The sequence below is a fragment of the Allobosea sp. 10N428 genome, assembly GCF_056394545.1.
This window is the reverse complement of the sequence record NZ_JBFTIC010000007.1, coordinates 186,186-202,256: the sequence shown is the minus strand read 5'-3', so window position 1 is coordinate 202,256 and position 16,071 is coordinate 186,186. Positions and strand designations below refer to the sequence as shown.

The window sequence follows — 16,071 nt, the reverse complement described above, 5'->3', positions numbered from 1 at the left end:
TAGGGAATGCCGGGTCCGCTCCGGCCGCGCCGCCGGCACAACCCGGTCATGTGACATTGTCATTGGCCGGATTGCCGCGCGTCATCAATGATTTGCACAGAGACAAAACGCGGAGTCGGCCTCAAGGCCGGCCGGGTCGAGGGGCGATGAGTGAGGATCGGCAAGCCGGCCGGCTAAGCCGGGCGGATGTGGAAGGCGAGGCGCCTGCCTGGCAGGAGCCGGCTGCGCCGCCGCTCTCCGGCGAGTTGGTCGCACCCGACGCGCCCGGTCCGATCGTCTTCTCCGAGGTGCCGGGAGGTCGGAGGCGGGCCCTGCGCCGGCTGCGGCATTGGTGGCGCGGCGCCAGCCCCAATCTGCGGGGCTCGGTCTTCATGATTTCCGCCTTGTTGGTCTATGCGGTGATGGTCGCCGGCATCAAGCATGTCGGCCAGGCGATCCCGCTGGTGCAGATCCTGCTGATCCGGCAGGTGATCATGACCGCGATCCTGCTTGCCTTCGCGGCCGGCAGCTTGCGCCGGGCGCTGCACACGGAGCGTCTCGGCCTGCAGATTTTCCGCAGCGTGATCACGCTGCTCTCGATGCTTTGCGGCTTCACCGCCGTGGTCAAGATTCCGCTCGCCCAGGCGACAGCGATCGGCTTCAGCCAGGTTCTCTTCGTCACCATCGCCGCGGTCCTCGTGCTGAAGGAGGCGGTCGATGGCCGGCGCTGGGCTGCGACGATCATCGGCTTCATCGGCGTGCTGATCATGCTGCGACCGAGCAGCGACGGGCTCGATGTCTACGCCCTGCTCTCGGTCGGCGGGGCGGTGTTCGGCGCCGGCATCACCGTCAGCGTCCGCAAGCTGGCGGCGAGCGAGCGCACCGACACCATCCTGCTCTATCAGGGCATCGTGCTGATCGCCCTGCTTGCGGTGCCCTGCTGGCTCTGGTGGCAGCCGCCGACGCCGAACCAGTGGTTCTGGCTGGTCATCCTCAGCGTGTTCGGCACTGCCGGGCAGTGGCTCATCACCCGCGCCTATCAGGTCGGCGAGGCGGCGGCGCTGGCACCGCTCGATTTCAGCCGCCTGCTGCTGGCGAGCTTCACCGGTTTCGTCTTCTTTGCCGAGATTCCGGCGCTCACCACCTGGATCGGCGCCGTCATCGTGATCGGGGCGACGCTCTATACCATCCGCAAGAACGCGCGCCCGCCGGTCTCGCCCGCCTCGGCCTGAGCGCCGGCCGGGCGGCTCGGGATTGCATCACCGGGGACCCGGCGCTAAATGTCAGCGCACGCCTCCTTCGCGTGCGTCGCCCGGGCACAAGCCCTCGGGATTCCCGGCTCGAGCCGGCCAGAACGCCACCAGAGGCCAATCCGATGCGCATCGAGAACGACCCGAAGCTCGACTTCCGTGACGTACTGATCCGTCCGAAGCGCTCGACGCTCGGCAGCCGCGCCGAGGTCGATGTCGAGCGCAGCTTCCACCTTGCCCATACGGGCAAGGAGTGGAAGGGCTTCCCGCTGATCGCCGCCAATATGGACGTGGTCGGTACGATGAGCATGGCGCGGGCGCTGCTGAAGCACGGCGCCATGGTCGCGCTGCACAAGCACTACAGCGCCGAAGAGCTGATCGCCTTCTTCCGTGAACCGGGATCGGCCAACGCCTTCTACTCGCTCGGCACGACCGACGCCGACCATGACAAGCTCAAGGCGGTCCACGCCCAGTCGCCGATCGGCAAGATCTGCCTCGACGTCGCCAATGGCTACACCGAGAAGTTCGTCGACACGGTCAAGGCGACGCGCGCCGCCTTCCCGGGCGCCGCGATCATGGCGGGCAACGTCGTCACCGGCGATATGACCGAGGCGCTGATCCTGGCCGGCGCCGACATCGTCAAGGTCGGCATCGGCCCCGGCTCGGTCTGCACCACCCGCAAGATGACCGGCGTCGGCTATCCCCAGCTCTCGGCGATCATCGAATGCTCGGATGCCGCGCATGGGCTGAAAGGCCTGGTCTGCGGCGATGGCGGCCTGACCGTGCCGGGTGATGTCGCCAAGGCCTTCGGCGGCGGCTCCGATTTCGTGATGATGGGCGGCATGCTCGCGGGCCATGACGAATGCGAGGGCGAGATCCGCTACGAGGAGCGCGGCGGCGAGAAGGTGCCGGTCGCGATGACCTTCTACGGCATGTCCTCCGACACCGCGATGAACAAGTACTCCGGAGGCGTCGCCAAGTACCGGGCCTCTGAGGGTAAGACCGTCGAAGTGCCCTATCGCGGCCCGGTCGAAGGTACGATGCAGGAGATCATGGGTGGCGTGCGTTCGGCGATGACCTATATCGGCGCCGTCCGCCTCAAGGAGATGTCGAAACGTACCACCTTCATCATGGTCGGTGCCCAGCTCAACACGGTGTTCGGCAACTGAGCCCTGCGGTTCAGGCCGGAATGGCCTGGGCCTTCGGCTGCTCGCGCATCAGGAACACCATCGCGCCGGCGCCCAGCGACAAGGCTACGGCGCTGAGCCAGACCGCGTCGTAGCGCGCGCTCATGTCGACGAGATAGCCGCCCATGAAGGCGCCAGCCGCCGCGCCGACCGAATGGCCGGCGGAGATCAGCCCATGGAGAGACCCATCACGCGCGGGCCTCCTGACAGCCTTCGACAGGGTTCAGGCGCCGCGCCGAAGCGAGCTCGTGCCGGGTGCTATCGCTTTCGGTGCGGCTGTTGCATAGTCCCGCTTCCAGCACAGAAGGCCGCCAATGGCTTCGGGGAGACGGATATGACCATCAGAATTTTGAGCGTGGCGGGCGTGCTTGCCGCCGGAATCTCGCTTGCGCAGGCGCAGCAGCTCGCCCCGAGCCCGACGCTGGATGCGGTCAAGGCACGCGGCAATCTCGAATGCGGCGTGCATCTCGGCCTGCCGGGATTCTCCTTCGCCAATGACAAGGGCGAGTGGACCGGTCTCGACGTCGACTACTGCAGGGCGCTTGCCGCCGCGGTGCTCGGCGATGCCACCAAGGTCAAGTACACGCCGACCTCGGTGCAGCAGCGCTGGCCGATCCTGCAATCGGGCCAGGTCGACGTGCTCTCCCGGAACTCGACCATCACCTTCTCGCGCAATGCCACGCTCGGCCTGAACTTCCAGGGCATCAACTTCTACGAGGGCCAGACCTTCGTCGTCCGCAAATCGACGGGCGTGAAGGATGCCGCCGGTCTCGACGGCGCCTCGGTCTGCGTCGCCGCCGGGTCGACCGAGGAGAAGAACGCCGCCGACTGGTTCCGCGAGCGCAACCTCAAGGTCACCATCACCAATTTTCAGAAGAACGACGACGCCATCACCGCGTATGATTCGGGCCGTTGCGATGCCTATACGGCCGGCGTCGGCGCCCTTGCCGGCCAGCGCGCCAAGCTCAAGAATCCCGACGAACACATCATCCTGACCCAGCCGATCTCGAACGATCCTCAAGGACCCGTGACGCGCTGGGGCGACGAGCGCTGGCAGCTCATCGTCCGCTGGGTGCTCAACGGCACGATCGCGGCCGAGGCGCTCGGCGTCACCTCAAAGAACGTCGATGAGATGAAGGCGAACTCCAAGAATACGGAAGTGCGCCGCCTGCTCGGCGCCGAAGGTGGTTTCGGTGCGATGATGGGCCTGTCGAACGACTGGATGTACAACGCGATCAAGCAGGTCGGGAACTACGGCGAAAGCTATGAGCGCACCGTGGGCATGGGCTCCCCGCTCAAGCTCGAGCGCGGCCAGAACCAGCTCTGGACCAAGGGCGGCCTGCTCTTCACCCCGCCCTTCCAGTGAGAGCGTCTTGAAGCACGTCATGGTCGGGCTTTGACCCGACCATCTCGGAAACCAGCCTGAGCGTCATGAGATTCCCGGGTCGGCGCTTCGCTTCGCCCGGGAATGACGCCCGCGACTCCCGATCGAGGCCGGCTTGAGCAGCTTCTTGTCCCTCATCAACGACAAGCGCGTCCGCGACTGGATCTATCAGATCGCCGTCGTCGTCTTCCTTGTCGGCATCACCGTCTTCTTCGTGCGCAATGCCTCGGAGAACATGGTCAAGGCCGGCATCGCCTCGGGTTTCGACTTCCTCTGGCGGACTTCCGGCATCGAGGTGCCCTTCGTCCTGACCGGCTATACCCAGGCCGACAACATCCTCGGCCTGTTCTGGGTCGGCGTTGCCAACACCATGCTGGTGACGGTGATTGCGATCGTGCTGGCGACGCTGCTGGGCTTCGTCGTCGGCATTGCCCGTCTCTCATCGCATTGGCTGATTTCGACCATCGCGGGCGCCTATATCGAGTTCGTCCGCAACATCCCGCTGCTGTTCTTCGTGCTGTTCTGGTATTTCGGCGTCATTGCTGCGCTGCCTGCACCGCGCCAGAGCATCAGCCTGTTCGGCGTCGCCTTCCTCAATAATCGCGGCGTGACCATCCCGCTGCCCGACGGGCTGGAGAATTTCCGCGTCGCCGGGCTCGTCATTCTCGCCTGCGTCCTCGTCTACTGGGTTTTCGCGCTCTGGGCGCGTCGGCGTCGGGAGAGCACCGGCCAGCAGGCGCCGACGCTGGCCGTTGGCCTCACCCTGCTGCTGGCCGCGCCGCTCCTGATGCTGGTTTGGGCCACACTCGCGACGCGCTGGGACGTGCCGGTCCTGCGCGGCTTCAACTATCGCGGCGGCTTTGCCGTCATCCCCGAATTCGTCGCGCTGCTCGCCGCGCTCGTCACCTATACCGCCGGCTTCATCGCCGAGATCGTCCGCGGCGGCATCCAGTCGGTCTCGCATGGCCAGACCGAGGCCGGGTCGGCGCTGGGGCTACGCCCCGGCCAGATCCTGCGCCTCGTCACGATCCCGCAGGCGCTGCGCGTGATGATCCCGCCATTGACCAACCAGTATCTCAACGTGCTGAAGAACTCCTCCTTCGGCGCGGCCATCGCCTATCCCGACGTGGTCAGCCTGTTCATGGGCTCGGCGCTCAACAACACCGGCCAGGCGATCGAGATCATCGCCATGACGCTCGCAGTCTATCTCGTCATCGGCCTTGCGGTATCGGCGATCATGAACTGGTACAACGCCCGCATCGCCCTGGTGACGCGATGAACCGCGCGTCGTCCCTTTCCCTCTGGCGCGAGCGCCTGTTCGGCACGCCCTTCACAGGCTTCGTCAGCGTGGTGCTGGCGCTCGCGATCGCCTGGGTCGCGGTGCCCATCATCCGCTGGGCGCTGGTCGATGCGACCTGGGTCGGCACGACGCGGGCCGATTGCGCGCCCGGCGGCGCCTGCTGGGTCTTCATCCGCGCCCGCTTCGGCCAGTTCATGTACGGGCTCTATCCCGTCGACCAGCGCTGGCGCGTCGATATCGCCGGCGTCGCCTTCGTGCTCGGCATCGCCTCGGTCGTCTTGGCGCCGCAGCGGCTGAAGCTCAAGCTCGGCGTCGCCATGCTCGTGCTGCTGCCGCCGCTCGGCATCTGGCTGCTCTCCGGCGGTTTCGGGCTGCGCTATATCGAGACGCGCGAATGGGGCGGGCTGATGCTCACCCTGTTCATCTCGATCTATTCGAGCCTGATCGCGATCCCGCTGGGTATCCTCTTCGCGCTCGGGCGCCAGTCGCAACTGCGCGTCATCCGCCTGATCAGCATCCTGTTCATCGAGTTCTGGCGCGGCGTTCCGATCATCGCGGTGATCTTCCTCGCCTCGCTGCTGTTGCCGCTGATCCTACCCGGGGGCATCGGCATCGATCGCCTGGCGCGCGCGGTGATCGGGCTCGGCTTCGTCATCGCGGCCTATATGGCGGAGGCGGTGCGCGGCGGCCTGCAGGCGCTGCCGAAGGGCCAGCGCGAGGCCGCAACGGCGCTCGGCCTGAACTACTGGAAGGCGACCGGCCTGATCGTCCTGCCGCAGGCGCTGCGCATCTCACTGCCGGCGATGACCAATGAATTCATCGCGCTGATCAAGAACACCACGCTGGTGCTGGTGGTCTCGATCCTCGACCTGCTCGGCATCGCCCAGGCCTCGCTCGCCGATCCCAACTGGGTCGGCATGAACATGGAGGCCTACGCCTTTTCGGGTGCGATCTACTGGCTGATCTGCTTCGCGCTGTCGCGCTTGAGCCGTTCGCTGGAGAACAAGCGCCGGCTCTGATGGGGGCTTTCTGAACCACGCAACAAAAAACCGGCCCGAAGGCCGGTTTTCTTTTTCTCGGAGATGGTTCTCCTGGATCAGGCCCGCACCTTGCTCCGGTCGCGCCGGCGGTCGGCGGCGGGCTGGTAGGCGATGCGCGAGTGGTAGCTGCAATAGGGCATGCCGGTCTGCGAGCGCCCGCCGCAGAAGCGGAAATCCGGGCTCGTCGGGTCGCCCATCGGCCAGCGGCACATATACTCGCGCAGCTCCATGATGGTGACGCGCTCGGAGAACGGGATTACGACATCCTCGGAAGGCAAAGGCGCAGCCTCTGCCTCGATCTCGGCCTCGGGCGCGAATACCGGCGCCAGGGCGTGGGCGCCGCGCGTGGCATGGGTCGCCGGGGTCGCCATCGGGTGGCTGGGCGAGCGCGGCGGCGCCTTGCGGGGGGCGGCATTGCGCGGTGCGGCCGGCTGGGCCGCACTCTTGGCACGGCCCGAAAGGCCGAGACGGTGAACCTTTCCGATCACCGCGTTGCGTGTGACATTGCCCAGCTCGGCGGCGATCTGGCTGGCGCTCAGCCCGTCGCTCCAGAGCTTCTTGAGCAATTCGACGCGTTCGTCAGTCCATGCTCCGGCTTCGTTCATCCGCATCACCTGTCTTGTCCGGCCAGCCCTTGCGGGGCCAGCCTTTAAGGGCGCTTCGTGACGGAATCCGGGATCAACGACCTTGCCACAGGGGCAATGCCGTTGCTGCCGCAACAGACGGTACAGGGGACGCCGCACGAAATGTCGTATCTGACAAGACCGACCATACAAGCTGCGGTGACTCGCGAACAAGAGTCGGCGAATCCGAAAACAGCTTTTCCCCAGACGATTCGCGATTGCGCCGTCAAGCGAATCCTTTCGGCAACACTGTAGCCGCCGCTTTGAATTGACAGTCCGGGCCGCCTTAAGCATATTTATCCACAAGGTGACGCCGCCCCGTTCGGGCGGCGCTTATGTTTGCGGAATCAAGGCCCGGACGATGCGGATGACGGCGCGACGAGAGTTCAGGAGTTGGGTGCGACGATAACGTCGTAACCGGGTCTTACCGTGGCTGCGCGCCTGCAGCATCCATCCCGGATCGTCGTTCTCAATTCAGCGCCAATCCGTTCTCACCCCGTCCCCTTCGCGAGGATCTTCGCCCCATGGCCCCCGCCCCTGCTTCCGCCAGCCAATCCGTGCTCGTGCCGACCTATGCCCGCGCGCCCGTCGCCTTCGAGCGCGGCGAAGGCCCCTGGGCGATCACGGCTGACGGCACCCGCTATCTCGATTTCGGCGCCGGCATCGCCGTCAACGCGCTCGGCCATGCGCATCCGCATCTGGTCAAGACATTGACCGAGCAGGCCGGCAAGATCTGGCACACCTCGAACCTCTATGGCGCGCCCGAGGGCGAGCGGCTGGCCCGCCGTCTCTGCGAGGCGACCTTCGCCGAGCGTGTCTTCTTCACCAATTCGGGCGCCGAGGCGAACGAGTGTGCCATCAAGATGGCGCGGAAATACCATGCCGCGAAGGGCCACCCCGAGCGCTATCACATCATCACCTTCGAAGGCGCCTTCCACGGCCGGACGCTGGCGACCATCGCTGCCGGCGGCCAGCAGAAATACATCGACGGCTTCGGCCCGAAGGTCGACGGCTTCGACCAGGTGCCCTTCGACGACGAGAAGGCCTTGCGGGCCGCGATCACGCCGGAGACCGCCGCGCTGATGATCGAGCCGATCCAGGGCGAGGGAGGGCTGCGCTCCGTGCCGCCCCGCTTTCTCAAGCTGCTGCGCGAGCTCTGCGACGAAAACGGCCTGCTGCTGATCTTCGACGAGATCCAGACCGGCGTCGGCCGCACCGGCAAGTTCTTCGCTCATGAGATGTACGGCGTCACGCCCGACATCATGTCGATCGCAAAGGGCATCGGCGGCGGCTTCCCGATGGGCGCCTGCCTTGCGACGGAGGAAGCCGCCTCCGGCATGACGCTCGGCACCCACGGCACCACCTTCGGCGGCAACCCGCTCGCCATGGCGGTCGGCAACGCCATGCTCGACGTGGTGCTGGCGCCGGGCTTCATCGAGAACGTCGGCAAGATCGCGCTCAGGCTGAAGCAGTCGCTGGCCGAGCTCAAGGACAGGCATCCCGATGTCATCGCCGATATCCGCGGCGAGGGGCTGATGCTCGGCCTCAAGCTCCACACGCCCAACACCGACTTCGTCAATGAAGCCCGGGCACAGGGCCTGTTGGTCGTCGGTGCCGGCGACAACGTCGTGCGCCTGCTGCCGCCGCTGATCATCACCGAGTCGGATGTCGCCGAGGCCGTGTCGCGGCTCGACAGGGCCGCCGGCGCCGTCGAGGCGACGCTGAAGCGCCCGGCCGCCGAATAAGTTCAACCCATCCACCCCGCGAAGCGAAGGAAGCGCCCGTGACGCGCCATTTCCTCGATCTCTCCGATTTCTCCGGCAGTGAGCTGCGTGCGATCCTGCGCGCGGGCGAGGAGATGAAATCGCGACGTCGTACGCCTGCCGCCGCGGGGGATCGCCTGCTCGAAGGCAAGGTCATCGCCATGATCTTCGAGCAGCCCTCCCTGCGCACGCGCGTTTCCTTCGATGTCGGCATCCGTGAGCTCGGCGGTTCGCCGATGATGGTTGCCGGCCATGAGATCGAGCTCGGTGAGCGCGAGACCATTGCCGATACCGCCCGCGTCCTCTCGCGCTATGTCGATGCGATCATGATCCGCATCCTCGATCACGACTCGCTGGTCGAGATGGCGAAATACGCCACGGTGCCGGTGATCAACGGGCTGACCAAGCGCCAGCATCCCTGCCAGGTCATGGCCGATGTCATGACCTTCCAGGAGCGCAAGGGCTCGATCCAGGGCAAGCGCATCGCCTGGACCGGCGACACCAACAATGTGCTGACCTCCTGGGTCCACGCCGCCGGGCGCCTCGATTTCGAGCTCGCGATCGCAACTCCCGAGGAGCTCGCCCCGCCTCCGGCTCTGATCTCCTGGGCCAAGAAGCAGGGTGCGAAGCTCTCGCTGACCAGCCGGCCCGAGGAAGCGGTGGAGGGCGCCGACTGCGTCATCACCGATTGCTGGGTCTCGATGGGTGACGAGGAAGGTACGCGCCACAACCTCCTGCGGCCCTATCAGGTCGATGAGAGGCTGATGGAGCGCGCCGAGAAGGATGCGATCTTCATGCACTGCCTGCCGGCCTCGCGCGGCGAGGAGGTCACCGACCAGATCATGGACGGTCCGCAATCGGCGGTCTTCGATGAGGCCGAGAACCGGCTCCATGCGCAGAAGGGCATCCTCGCCTGGTGCTTCGGCGGAGTGGCGGCCTGATGGCCGCCGACGACACAGGCGTCACCGCGGAGCTCGACGATCGGGTCGTGCCCTTCGCCGTGCCCGATCTCGATGTGCGCGGCCGCGTGGCGCGGCTGGGCCCGTCGATCGACACGATTCTCGAGCGACACAACTATCCCGCGCCGGTCTCGCGCGTGCTGGGCGAGGCGGCGGCGCTGACCGTGCTGCTGGGCACGGCGCTGAAGTTCGAGGGGCGCTTCCAGCTCCAGACCAAGAGCGACGGCGCGATCTCGATGATGGTGGTCGACTTCAACGCGCCCGACAATTTCCGCGCCGTCGCCCATATCGACGAGGCGAAGCTTGCCCAGGCGATCGCGCTCGAGAAGCTTTCCACCGGCGAGCTGCTGGGCGAGGGCCACCTCGCCATGACGGTCGACCAAGGGACGACCACGACCCGCTACCAGGGCATCGTCGCGCTGAAGCGGCAGGGGCTCGAAGAGGCGGCGCATCAGTATTTCCGCCAGTCCGAGCAGATCCCGACCCGCGTGCGGCTCGGCGTCGGTACGGTCACGACCGGCGGCCGGCCGCAATGGCGCGCCGGCGGCATCCTCGTCCAGTTCATGCCGCATTCGCCCGATCGCCTGCGGGCCGCCGACATCCATCCCGGCGATGCGCCGGAGGGGCATGAGATCCTGAGCGGTGATCCCGACGGCATCAGCGACGACGCCTGGATGGAGGCGCGCTCGCTGGTGGAGACGGTTGAGGACCATGAGCTGCTCGACCCGATGCTGGAGAGCGAGCGCCTGCTCTACCGGCTCTTCCACGAGCGTGGCGCCCGCGTCTTCGAGCCGGTCCTCGTCCGCGAGGCCTGCCGCTGTTCGCGTGAGCGCGTGCTGGCGATGTTGCGCGGCTTTGCGCCCGAGGACCGTCGCGCGATGATCGCCGATGACGGGAAGCTCGGCGTCACCTGCGAGTTCTGCTCGCGGCGCTACAGTTTCGACCCGGCCGAGGTCGAGGACGGGTTGTCGGCGGGGCTTTGACGTCATGCTCGGGCTTGACCCGAGCATCTCATGACGAGAAGGCTGCGTTTCCCGAACCTCTCCGGTGGGAGATTCTCGGGTCCGCGCCGGGCGCGGCCCGAGAATGACGCCCGCTTCAGCCGCTCTGACACTCCGCCATCAGCTTGCGCATGAAGGCTTCGCCGGCCTGAAGCTGCTCCAGCGTGATGTATTCGTCGGGCTGATGCGCCTGGTCGATCGAACCGGGCCCGCAGACCACGGTCGCCAGCCCGGCGTGCTGGAAATGCCCGGCCTCAGTCGCATAGGCGACCGCGATGGTGTGGTTGCGTCCGGACAGGCGCATGGCGAGCCGCTCGGCCTCCGAGCCCGGCTCGGGCGCGAGCCCCGGGACATCCGAGGTCATTTCCGTCTCGATCGCCGCGCTCGGTGCGGTCGAGCGCATGCGCGCCTGAACCTTGTCCGACACGCCGGCAAAGCGTGCGGGACCCGCCTCGGGATCGGAGGTCGGCAGGGTGCGGATCTCCCAGAGGATCTCGCTGTGATCGGCCAGGATGTTGCGGGCGATGCCGCCATGGAACGAGCCGATATGGACGGTGTCGTAGGGCGGGTCGAAGCGGCCGCTTGCATCCAGCTTCTGCTTGGCGTCCTCGGCCATGTGGTCGAGCTCGGCTGCGAGCAGCGCTCCGGCATGGACGGCGCTGGCGCCGAGCTGCGGCTTGGAGGAATGCGCGGCGAAGCCCTTGATCACGGTCTGGAACGTCCTGACGCCCTTGTGCGCGTCGCAGATGTCCAGCGAGGTCGGCTCTCCGACGATGACCGCGCGCGGCCGCGGCAGCGTCTTGCCCATCGCGGCGATGCCGTCGACGACGCCGAGGCAGGTCACTTCCTCGTCATAGGACAGGAAGAGGTGGATCGGCGTCTTGAGGTCGGCAGCGAGGAAATCCGGCACCAGCGCCAGCCCCAGCGCCAGAAAGCCCTTCATGTCGACGGCGCCGCGGCCATAGGCGCGGCCGTCCTCGACATGCAGCGTGAACGGATCACGGCTCCAGGCCTGGCCGGTCACCGGCACGACGTCGGTATGCCCGGACAGCACGACGCCGCCGCGATCCTGCGGGCCGATGGTCGCGAACAGCGCCGTCTTGTCGCCCGCTGCATTCGGAAAGCGCACGGACGGCACTCCCCAGCCAGAGAGATAGGCCTCGACGAAATCGATCAGCGGCAGATTGGATTTGTCGCTGACCGTGTCGAAGGCGACGAGGCGGGCGAGCATCTCGAGCGGCGTGTAGCGCTGCCCGGTTTGAGCGGAGGCGGTCAATGCAGAACCTTCTTCACATAGGGGGAGTCGAGCGGGAAGAGCGGCACTTCCACGTCGAAGATCGTGCCGCTCTCATCCTGCATGGCGTAGAAACCGTGCATCGAGCCGTCCGGCGTCGTCAGCGGGCAGCCTGAGGTATAGTTGAAGCTCTCGCCCGGTCTGAGCACCGGCTGCTTGCCGACGACGCCTTCGCCGCGCACCTCGTGCATCTCGCCGCGCCCGTCGGTGATGAACCAGTGGCGGGTCATCAATTGCACCGTCTGCGTCGAGAGATTCACGATCTCGATCGCGTAGGCCCAGAAATAGCGGCTCTGCGCATGTGAGGATTCCGCTTCCAGGAAGGATGGCGCCACGGTCACACGCACGCCGCGCGTCTGTGCCTGATACATCGTCGAGGCTCCGGCTGCAGCCTGTGACGACGTCTGCCGCCACGGTTCAGTTATCGGCCTGCCAGCGGCAGCGTCAATGCATCTGTGCCGTGATTCTGGCGTGGACAACCCTGTGGCTATTGCCCGCATGCGGTCCGCCGTGCTTGGCCTTTCAGGAGTGCTTCGCTAGCTATGATCGATTACCCCTGCGGACCTCGCATGTTGCCCTTCAAGCCCGGCATCCAGCCAGACAGCTCCATCCGCGCCTTCATCGAGCAGGGCGCGATCAGGCTTGCCCGGCCGCCGGCGGAAGGGCAGATTCAGCCCGCGAGCCTCGATCTGCGGCTGGGCGATCGTGCCTACCGTGTCCGTGCCAGCTTCCTGCCTGGCCCCGAGCGCACGGTGCGCAGCCGGATCGATGATCTCTCGCTGCATGAGATCGATCTGACGCGCGGCGCGGTGCTGGAAACGGACTGCGTCTACATCGCCGAGCTGATGGAGGGCCTGAAGCTGCCCAAGGGGCTGCGCGCCGCCGCCAATCCGAAGAGCTCGACCGGCCGTCTCGACGTCTTCACCCGCGTCATCACCGACCGGGCTCGTGAATTCGATCTGGTCGAGGATGGTTATGAGGGGCCGCTCTTCATCGAGATCTCGCCGCGCACCTTCCCGGTGCTGGTCCGTTCCGGCTCGCGGCTCTCGCAGATCCGCTTCCGCTCCGGTGAGACCCGGCTCGGTGACCGTGCACTCGAAGAGGTTCATGCCCGCGAGACGCTGGTCACGGCCGCCGAACCCTCCTTCCAAGGCGGCGTCGCCGTCAGCGTCGACCTCTCGGGTTTCGACGGGTTGCTCGGCTATCGCGGCAAGCATCATACCGCGCTGATCGATGTCGATCGCGTCGGCGCCTATCGCGCCGCCGATTTCTGGGAGCCGATCGCCGCCGACGGCTCGCGCAGCATGATCCTCGACCCCGGCCAGTTCTACATCCTGGCCTCCAAGGAGGCTGTGCACGTCCCGCCGGACTATGCCGCGGAGATGACGCCTTTCGATGCGCTCGTCGGCGAATTCCGGGTGCACTATGCCGGCTTCTTCGACCCCGGCTTCGGCCACAGCGCTGCCGGTGGCCAAGGCGCGCGCGCCGTGCTCGAGGTTCGCTCCCGCGACGTGCCCTTCATCATCGAGGACGGCCAGATCGTCGGGCGGCTCGTCTACGAGACCATGGCGGCACGGCCGGAGGCGCTCTACGGTGCCGGGCTGAAATCGAACTATCAGGGCCAGGCCCTCAAGCTCTCCAAGCATTTCAAGGCCTGACCGGGACTGGGGCGGCGAACGCGCGATGCTTGACACGTCGTCTCAAGGCTGGTCCTTGCCCTGAGCTTCACGGCTGAAGACACTGGCTTGCTCGGAGGCGCGCAAGAATGCCCTCGCGTTTTCTCGTCACCGGCGGTGCCGGCTTCATCGGTTCGGCGGTTGTTCGGAAGCTGATCGGGGAGACCGAGCATCAGGTCTGCGTGGTCGACAACCTGACCTATGCCGGCAATCTGGCATCGCTGGATCCTGTTGCAGGCAGCAACCGCTACCGCTTCGAGCAGGCGGATATCGGCGACGCCCTGCGGATGAAGGCGATCTTTGCCGATTTCGCTCCCGACGTGGTGATGCATCTGGCGGCCGAGAGCCATGTCGATCGCTCGATCGACGGACCGGCCGCCTTCATCGAGACGAATGTCGTCGGCACCTTCACGCTGCTGCAGGAGGCGCTGCGCCACTATCGGACGCTGCCGGTCGAGGATAAGGCGCGCTTCCGCTTCCACCATATCTCGACCGACGAGGTCTTCGGCTCGCTGGGCGCTGACGGCTTCTTCCACGAAGATACGGCCTATCAGCCGAACTCGCCCTATTCGGCGTCCAAGGCGGCGTCGGACCATCTCGTGCGGGCCTGGCACCACACTTACGGCCTGCCGGCGGTGATGACCAATTGCTCGAACAATTACGGGCCCTATCACTTCCCCGAGAAGCTGATCCCGCTGATCATTATCAACGCGCTCGAGGGCAAGCCTCTGCCGGTCTATGGCAACGGGCTCAATGTGCGCGACTGGCTCTATGTCGACGACCATGCCGACGCCCTGCTCACGGTGGCGACCGCCGGCAAGCTCGGCGAGAGCTACAATATCGGCGGCCATAACGAGAAGACCAATATCGAGGTGGTGAAGGCGATCTGCTCCATCCTCGACGAGCTCAGGCCCGACCCGAAGGGTGCGCGCGAGCGCCTGATCTCCTATGTCACCGACCGGCCGGGCCACGACGCGCGCTATGCGATCGATGCAGGCAAGATCGGCCGCGAGCTCGGCTGGAAGCCGAAGCAGACCTTCGAGACGGGCTTGCGCCGAACCGTCGAATGGTATCTCGCCAATCCGAAATGGTGGGGCGACATCCGTTCCGGCATCTATCGCGGCGAGCGCCTCGGCGCGGCCTGAAAGGGGAACGGAAGCGATGCTGAGCGTCGAGGACACGGCGATCCCGGCTGTCAAGATCGTCACGCCGAAGAAGTTCGGCGACCATCGCGGCTTCTTCTCGGAGACCTGGAGCCGCAAAGCCTTCACCGAGGCTGGGCTCGATCTCGATTTCGTGCAGGACAACCAGTCGCTGTCGGCACCGGTGGGCACGCTGCGCGGGCTGCACTTCCAGTCGCCTCCTTTCGCGCAGGACAAGCTGGTGCGGGTGACGCGCGGCCGCATTCTCGACGTCGCCGTCGATATCCGCGCCTCGTCGCCGAGCTTCGGTCAGCATGTCGCAGTCGAGCTCTCGGCACAGAACTGGAAGCAGCTGCTGGTCCCGGTCGGTTTCGCCCACGGCTTCGTCACGCTCGAGCCGGATACCGAGGTGCTCTACAAGGTTACGGCACCCTACGCGTCCGAGAACGATCACGGGCTCGCCTTCGACGACCCGGCGCTCGGCATCGACTGGGGCGCGCCGCTGGCCTCGCTCACCCTCTCCGACAAGGACCGCAAGCATCCGCGCCTCGCCGAGTTGCTGCGTTATTTCGACTGATGACACTCCGCATCGCCGTCACCGGCTGGACCGGCCAAGTCGTCCGCGCCATGCTGGAGCGCGTGCCCGTCGGCGCCGAGGTCATCGCGCTGCGCCGGCCGGACCTCGACCTCGCCATCCCCAGAACGGTCGCGCCGGCCCTGCGCGCAGCCCGGCCTGACGTGATCGTCAACACCGCCGCCTATACGGCCGTGGACCAGGCCGAGAGCGAGCCGGAGCTTGCCATGCGCGTCAACGGCGAAGCGGCTGGCGAGGCGGCCCGGGCCGCCTCGGCTCTCGGCATTCCCGTGATCCAGCTCTCGACCGACTATGTCTTCGACGGCGCGCTCGACCGCCCCTATCGCGAGAACGACCCGACCGGGCCGATCTCGGCCTATGGCGCCAGCAAGCTCGCCGGCGAGCAGGCTGTCGCTGCGGCGACCGACAACCACGCGATCCTGCGCACAGCCTGGATCTACAGCCCCTTCGGCAAGAATTTCGTCAAGACCATGCTGCGCCTGGCCGAGACGCGCGACGAGGTCGGCGTCGTCGCCGATCAGCTGGGCTGCCCGACCAGCGCGCTCGACATTGCCGATGCGATCTTCACTGTGGCGCGCAATCTCGTCGAGCGGCCGGGCGAGGCGTCCCTGCGCGGCATCTTCCATATGGCAGCCCGGGGCGAGGCCGTCTGGGCCGATGTTGCCGAGGCGATCTTCGCCGAACAGGTGCGCCTGGGCGGCAAGCCGGTCGCGGTGAAGCGCATTGCCACAGTCGACTATCCGACGCCGGCGCGCCGGCCGGCGAATTCGCGGCTCGACTCGACGAAACTGGCAGTGACGCATGGCGTCGGCCTGCCGGAGTGGCAAGGCTCGCTTCGGGCTTGCGTCGAGCGGCTTCTCAAGGATCAGGACTAGACG

General features: G+C 66.4%; 16 protein-coding genes. 12 read left to right on the top strand and 4 right to left on the bottom strand.

Annotated elements, in window-relative coordinates; genetic code table 11:
• Positions 1-146 precede the first annotated feature (146 nt).
• Together AC1DDA_RS21145 and AC1DDA_RS21140 are read left to right on the top strand one after the other, a co-directional pair.
• Positions 147-1,211, top strand: a complete 1,065-nt coding sequence (locus tag AC1DDA_RS21145; RefSeq protein WP_476797243.1) for a DMT family transporter — start codon at positions 147-149, stop codon at positions 1,209-1,211.
• A 143-nt stretch (positions 1,212-1,354) separates the two neighbouring features.
• A complete protein-coding gene (locus AC1DDA_RS21140) occupies positions 1,355-2,398 on the top strand; it encodes a GMP reductase (protein ID WP_476797242.1) in 1,044 nt (347 codons plus the stop codon).
• Positions 2,399-2,408: 10 nt separating this feature from the next.
• On the opposite strand, the gene AC1DDA_RS21135 is transcribed toward AC1DDA_RS21140, so the two are convergent.
• The gene (locus AC1DDA_RS21135) at positions 2,409-2,543 is read right to left on the bottom strand and encodes a hypothetical protein (RefSeq protein WP_476797241.1); all 135 of its coding nucleotides are present in this window, start codon (positions 2,541-2,543) and stop codon (positions 2,409-2,411) included.
• Between the two features lie 207 nt (positions 2,544-2,750).
• On the opposite strand from AC1DDA_RS21135, the gene AC1DDA_RS21130 reads away from it, so the two are divergent.
• From AC1DDA_RS21130 to AC1DDA_RS21120, 3 genes are all read left to right on the top strand, one after another.
• Complete coding sequence (locus AC1DDA_RS21130; RefSeq protein ID WP_476797240.1) at positions 2,751-3,782, top strand: amino acid ABC transporter substrate-binding protein; 1,032 nt, start codon at positions 2,751-2,753, stop codon at positions 3,780-3,782.
• Between the two features lie 133 nt (positions 3,783-3,915).
• Positions 3,916-5,079, top strand: coding sequence for an amino acid ABC transporter permease (locus AC1DDA_RS21125; protein ID WP_476797239.1), 1,164 nt, complete (start codon positions 3,916-3,918; stop codon positions 5,077-5,079).
• Positions 5,076-6,119, top strand: a complete 1,044-nt coding sequence (locus AC1DDA_RS21120; RefSeq protein WP_476797238.1) for an amino acid ABC transporter permease — start codon at positions 5,076-5,078, stop codon at positions 6,117-6,119. The genes AC1DDA_RS21125 and AC1DDA_RS21120 overlap by 4 nt, the downstream gene beginning before the upstream one ends.
• A gap of 77 nt (positions 6,120-6,196) precedes the next feature.
• Here the strand turns inward: AC1DDA_RS21120 and AC1DDA_RS21115 are convergent, their stop codons facing one another.
• Positions 6,197-6,745, bottom strand: coding sequence for a GcrA family cell cycle regulator (locus AC1DDA_RS21115; RefSeq protein WP_441510052.1), 549 nt, complete (start codon positions 6,743-6,745; stop codon positions 6,197-6,199).
• A gap of 542 nt (positions 6,746-7,287) precedes the next feature.
• On the opposite strand from AC1DDA_RS21115, the gene AC1DDA_RS21110 reads away from it, so the two are divergent.
• The 3 genes from AC1DDA_RS21110 to AC1DDA_RS21100 are packed head-to-tail and all read left to right on the top strand — an operon-like array spanning position 7,288 to position 10,468.
• Entirely contained in the window at positions 7,288-8,508 is a 1,221-nt protein-coding gene (locus tag AC1DDA_RS21110) for an acetylornithine transaminase (RefSeq protein ID WP_476797237.1), read from the top strand.
• A 38-nt stretch (positions 8,509-8,546) separates the two neighbouring features.
• On the top strand, positions 8,547-9,467 hold the full coding sequence (gene argF, locus AC1DDA_RS21105) for an ornithine carbamoyltransferase (protein ID WP_476780179.1): 921 nt from the start codon (positions 8,547-8,549) through the stop codon (positions 9,465-9,467).
• Positions 9,467-10,468 (top strand): Hsp33 family molecular chaperone, encoded by a 1,002-nt coding sequence (locus AC1DDA_RS21100; RefSeq protein ID WP_476797236.1) that lies wholly within the window; start codon positions 9,467-9,469, stop codon positions 10,466-10,468. Before argF ends, AC1DDA_RS21100 begins: the two co-directional genes overlap by 1 nt.
• 115 nt (positions 10,469-10,583) lie before the next feature.
• Here the strand turns inward: AC1DDA_RS21100 and argE are convergent, their stop codons facing one another.
• The gene (gene argE, locus AC1DDA_RS21095; RefSeq protein WP_476797235.1) at positions 10,584-11,762 is read right to left on the bottom strand and encodes an acetylornithine deacetylase; all 1,179 of its coding nucleotides are present in this window, start codon (positions 11,760-11,762) and stop codon (positions 10,584-10,586) included.
• Complete coding sequence (apaG, locus tag AC1DDA_RS21090; protein ID WP_476797234.1) at positions 11,759-12,151, bottom strand: Co2+/Mg2+ efflux protein ApaG; 393 nt, start codon at positions 12,149-12,151, stop codon at positions 11,759-11,761. The genes argE and apaG overlap by 4 nt, the downstream gene beginning before the upstream one ends.
• A 198-nt stretch (positions 12,152-12,349) precedes the next feature.
• On the opposite strand from apaG, the gene AC1DDA_RS21085 reads away from it, so the two are divergent.
• The 4 genes from AC1DDA_RS21085 to rfbD all read left to right on the top strand — a co-directional run bounded on the left by AC1DDA_RS21085 (position 12,350) and on the right by rfbD (position 16,068).
• Positions 12,350-13,438: a 2'-deoxycytidine 5'-triphosphate deaminase gene (locus AC1DDA_RS21085; RefSeq protein WP_476797233.1), complete on the top strand. Its 1,089-nt coding sequence runs from the start codon at positions 12,350-12,352 to the stop codon at positions 13,436-13,438.
• A 107-nt stretch (positions 13,439-13,545) separates the two neighbouring features.
• Positions 13,546-14,601 (top strand): dTDP-glucose 4,6-dehydratase, encoded by a 1,056-nt coding sequence (gene rfbB, locus AC1DDA_RS21080; RefSeq protein WP_476797232.1) that lies wholly within the window; start codon positions 13,546-13,548, stop codon positions 14,599-14,601.
• A gap of 16 nt (positions 14,602-14,617) precedes the next feature.
• Positions 14,618-15,175 carry a dTDP-4-dehydrorhamnose 3,5-epimerase gene (gene rfbC / locus AC1DDA_RS21075; protein WP_476797231.1) on the top strand — a complete coding sequence of 186 codons (558 nt, stop codon included), beginning with the start codon at positions 14,618-14,620 and terminating at the stop codon, positions 15,173-15,175.
• Complete coding sequence (gene rfbD, locus AC1DDA_RS21070) at positions 15,175-16,068, top strand: dTDP-4-dehydrorhamnose reductase (RefSeq protein WP_476797230.1); 894 nt, start codon at positions 15,175-15,177, stop codon at positions 16,066-16,068. The genes rfbC and rfbD overlap by 1 nt, the downstream gene beginning before the upstream one ends.
• The last annotated feature ends 3 nt before the right edge of the window (positions 16,069-16,071 follow it).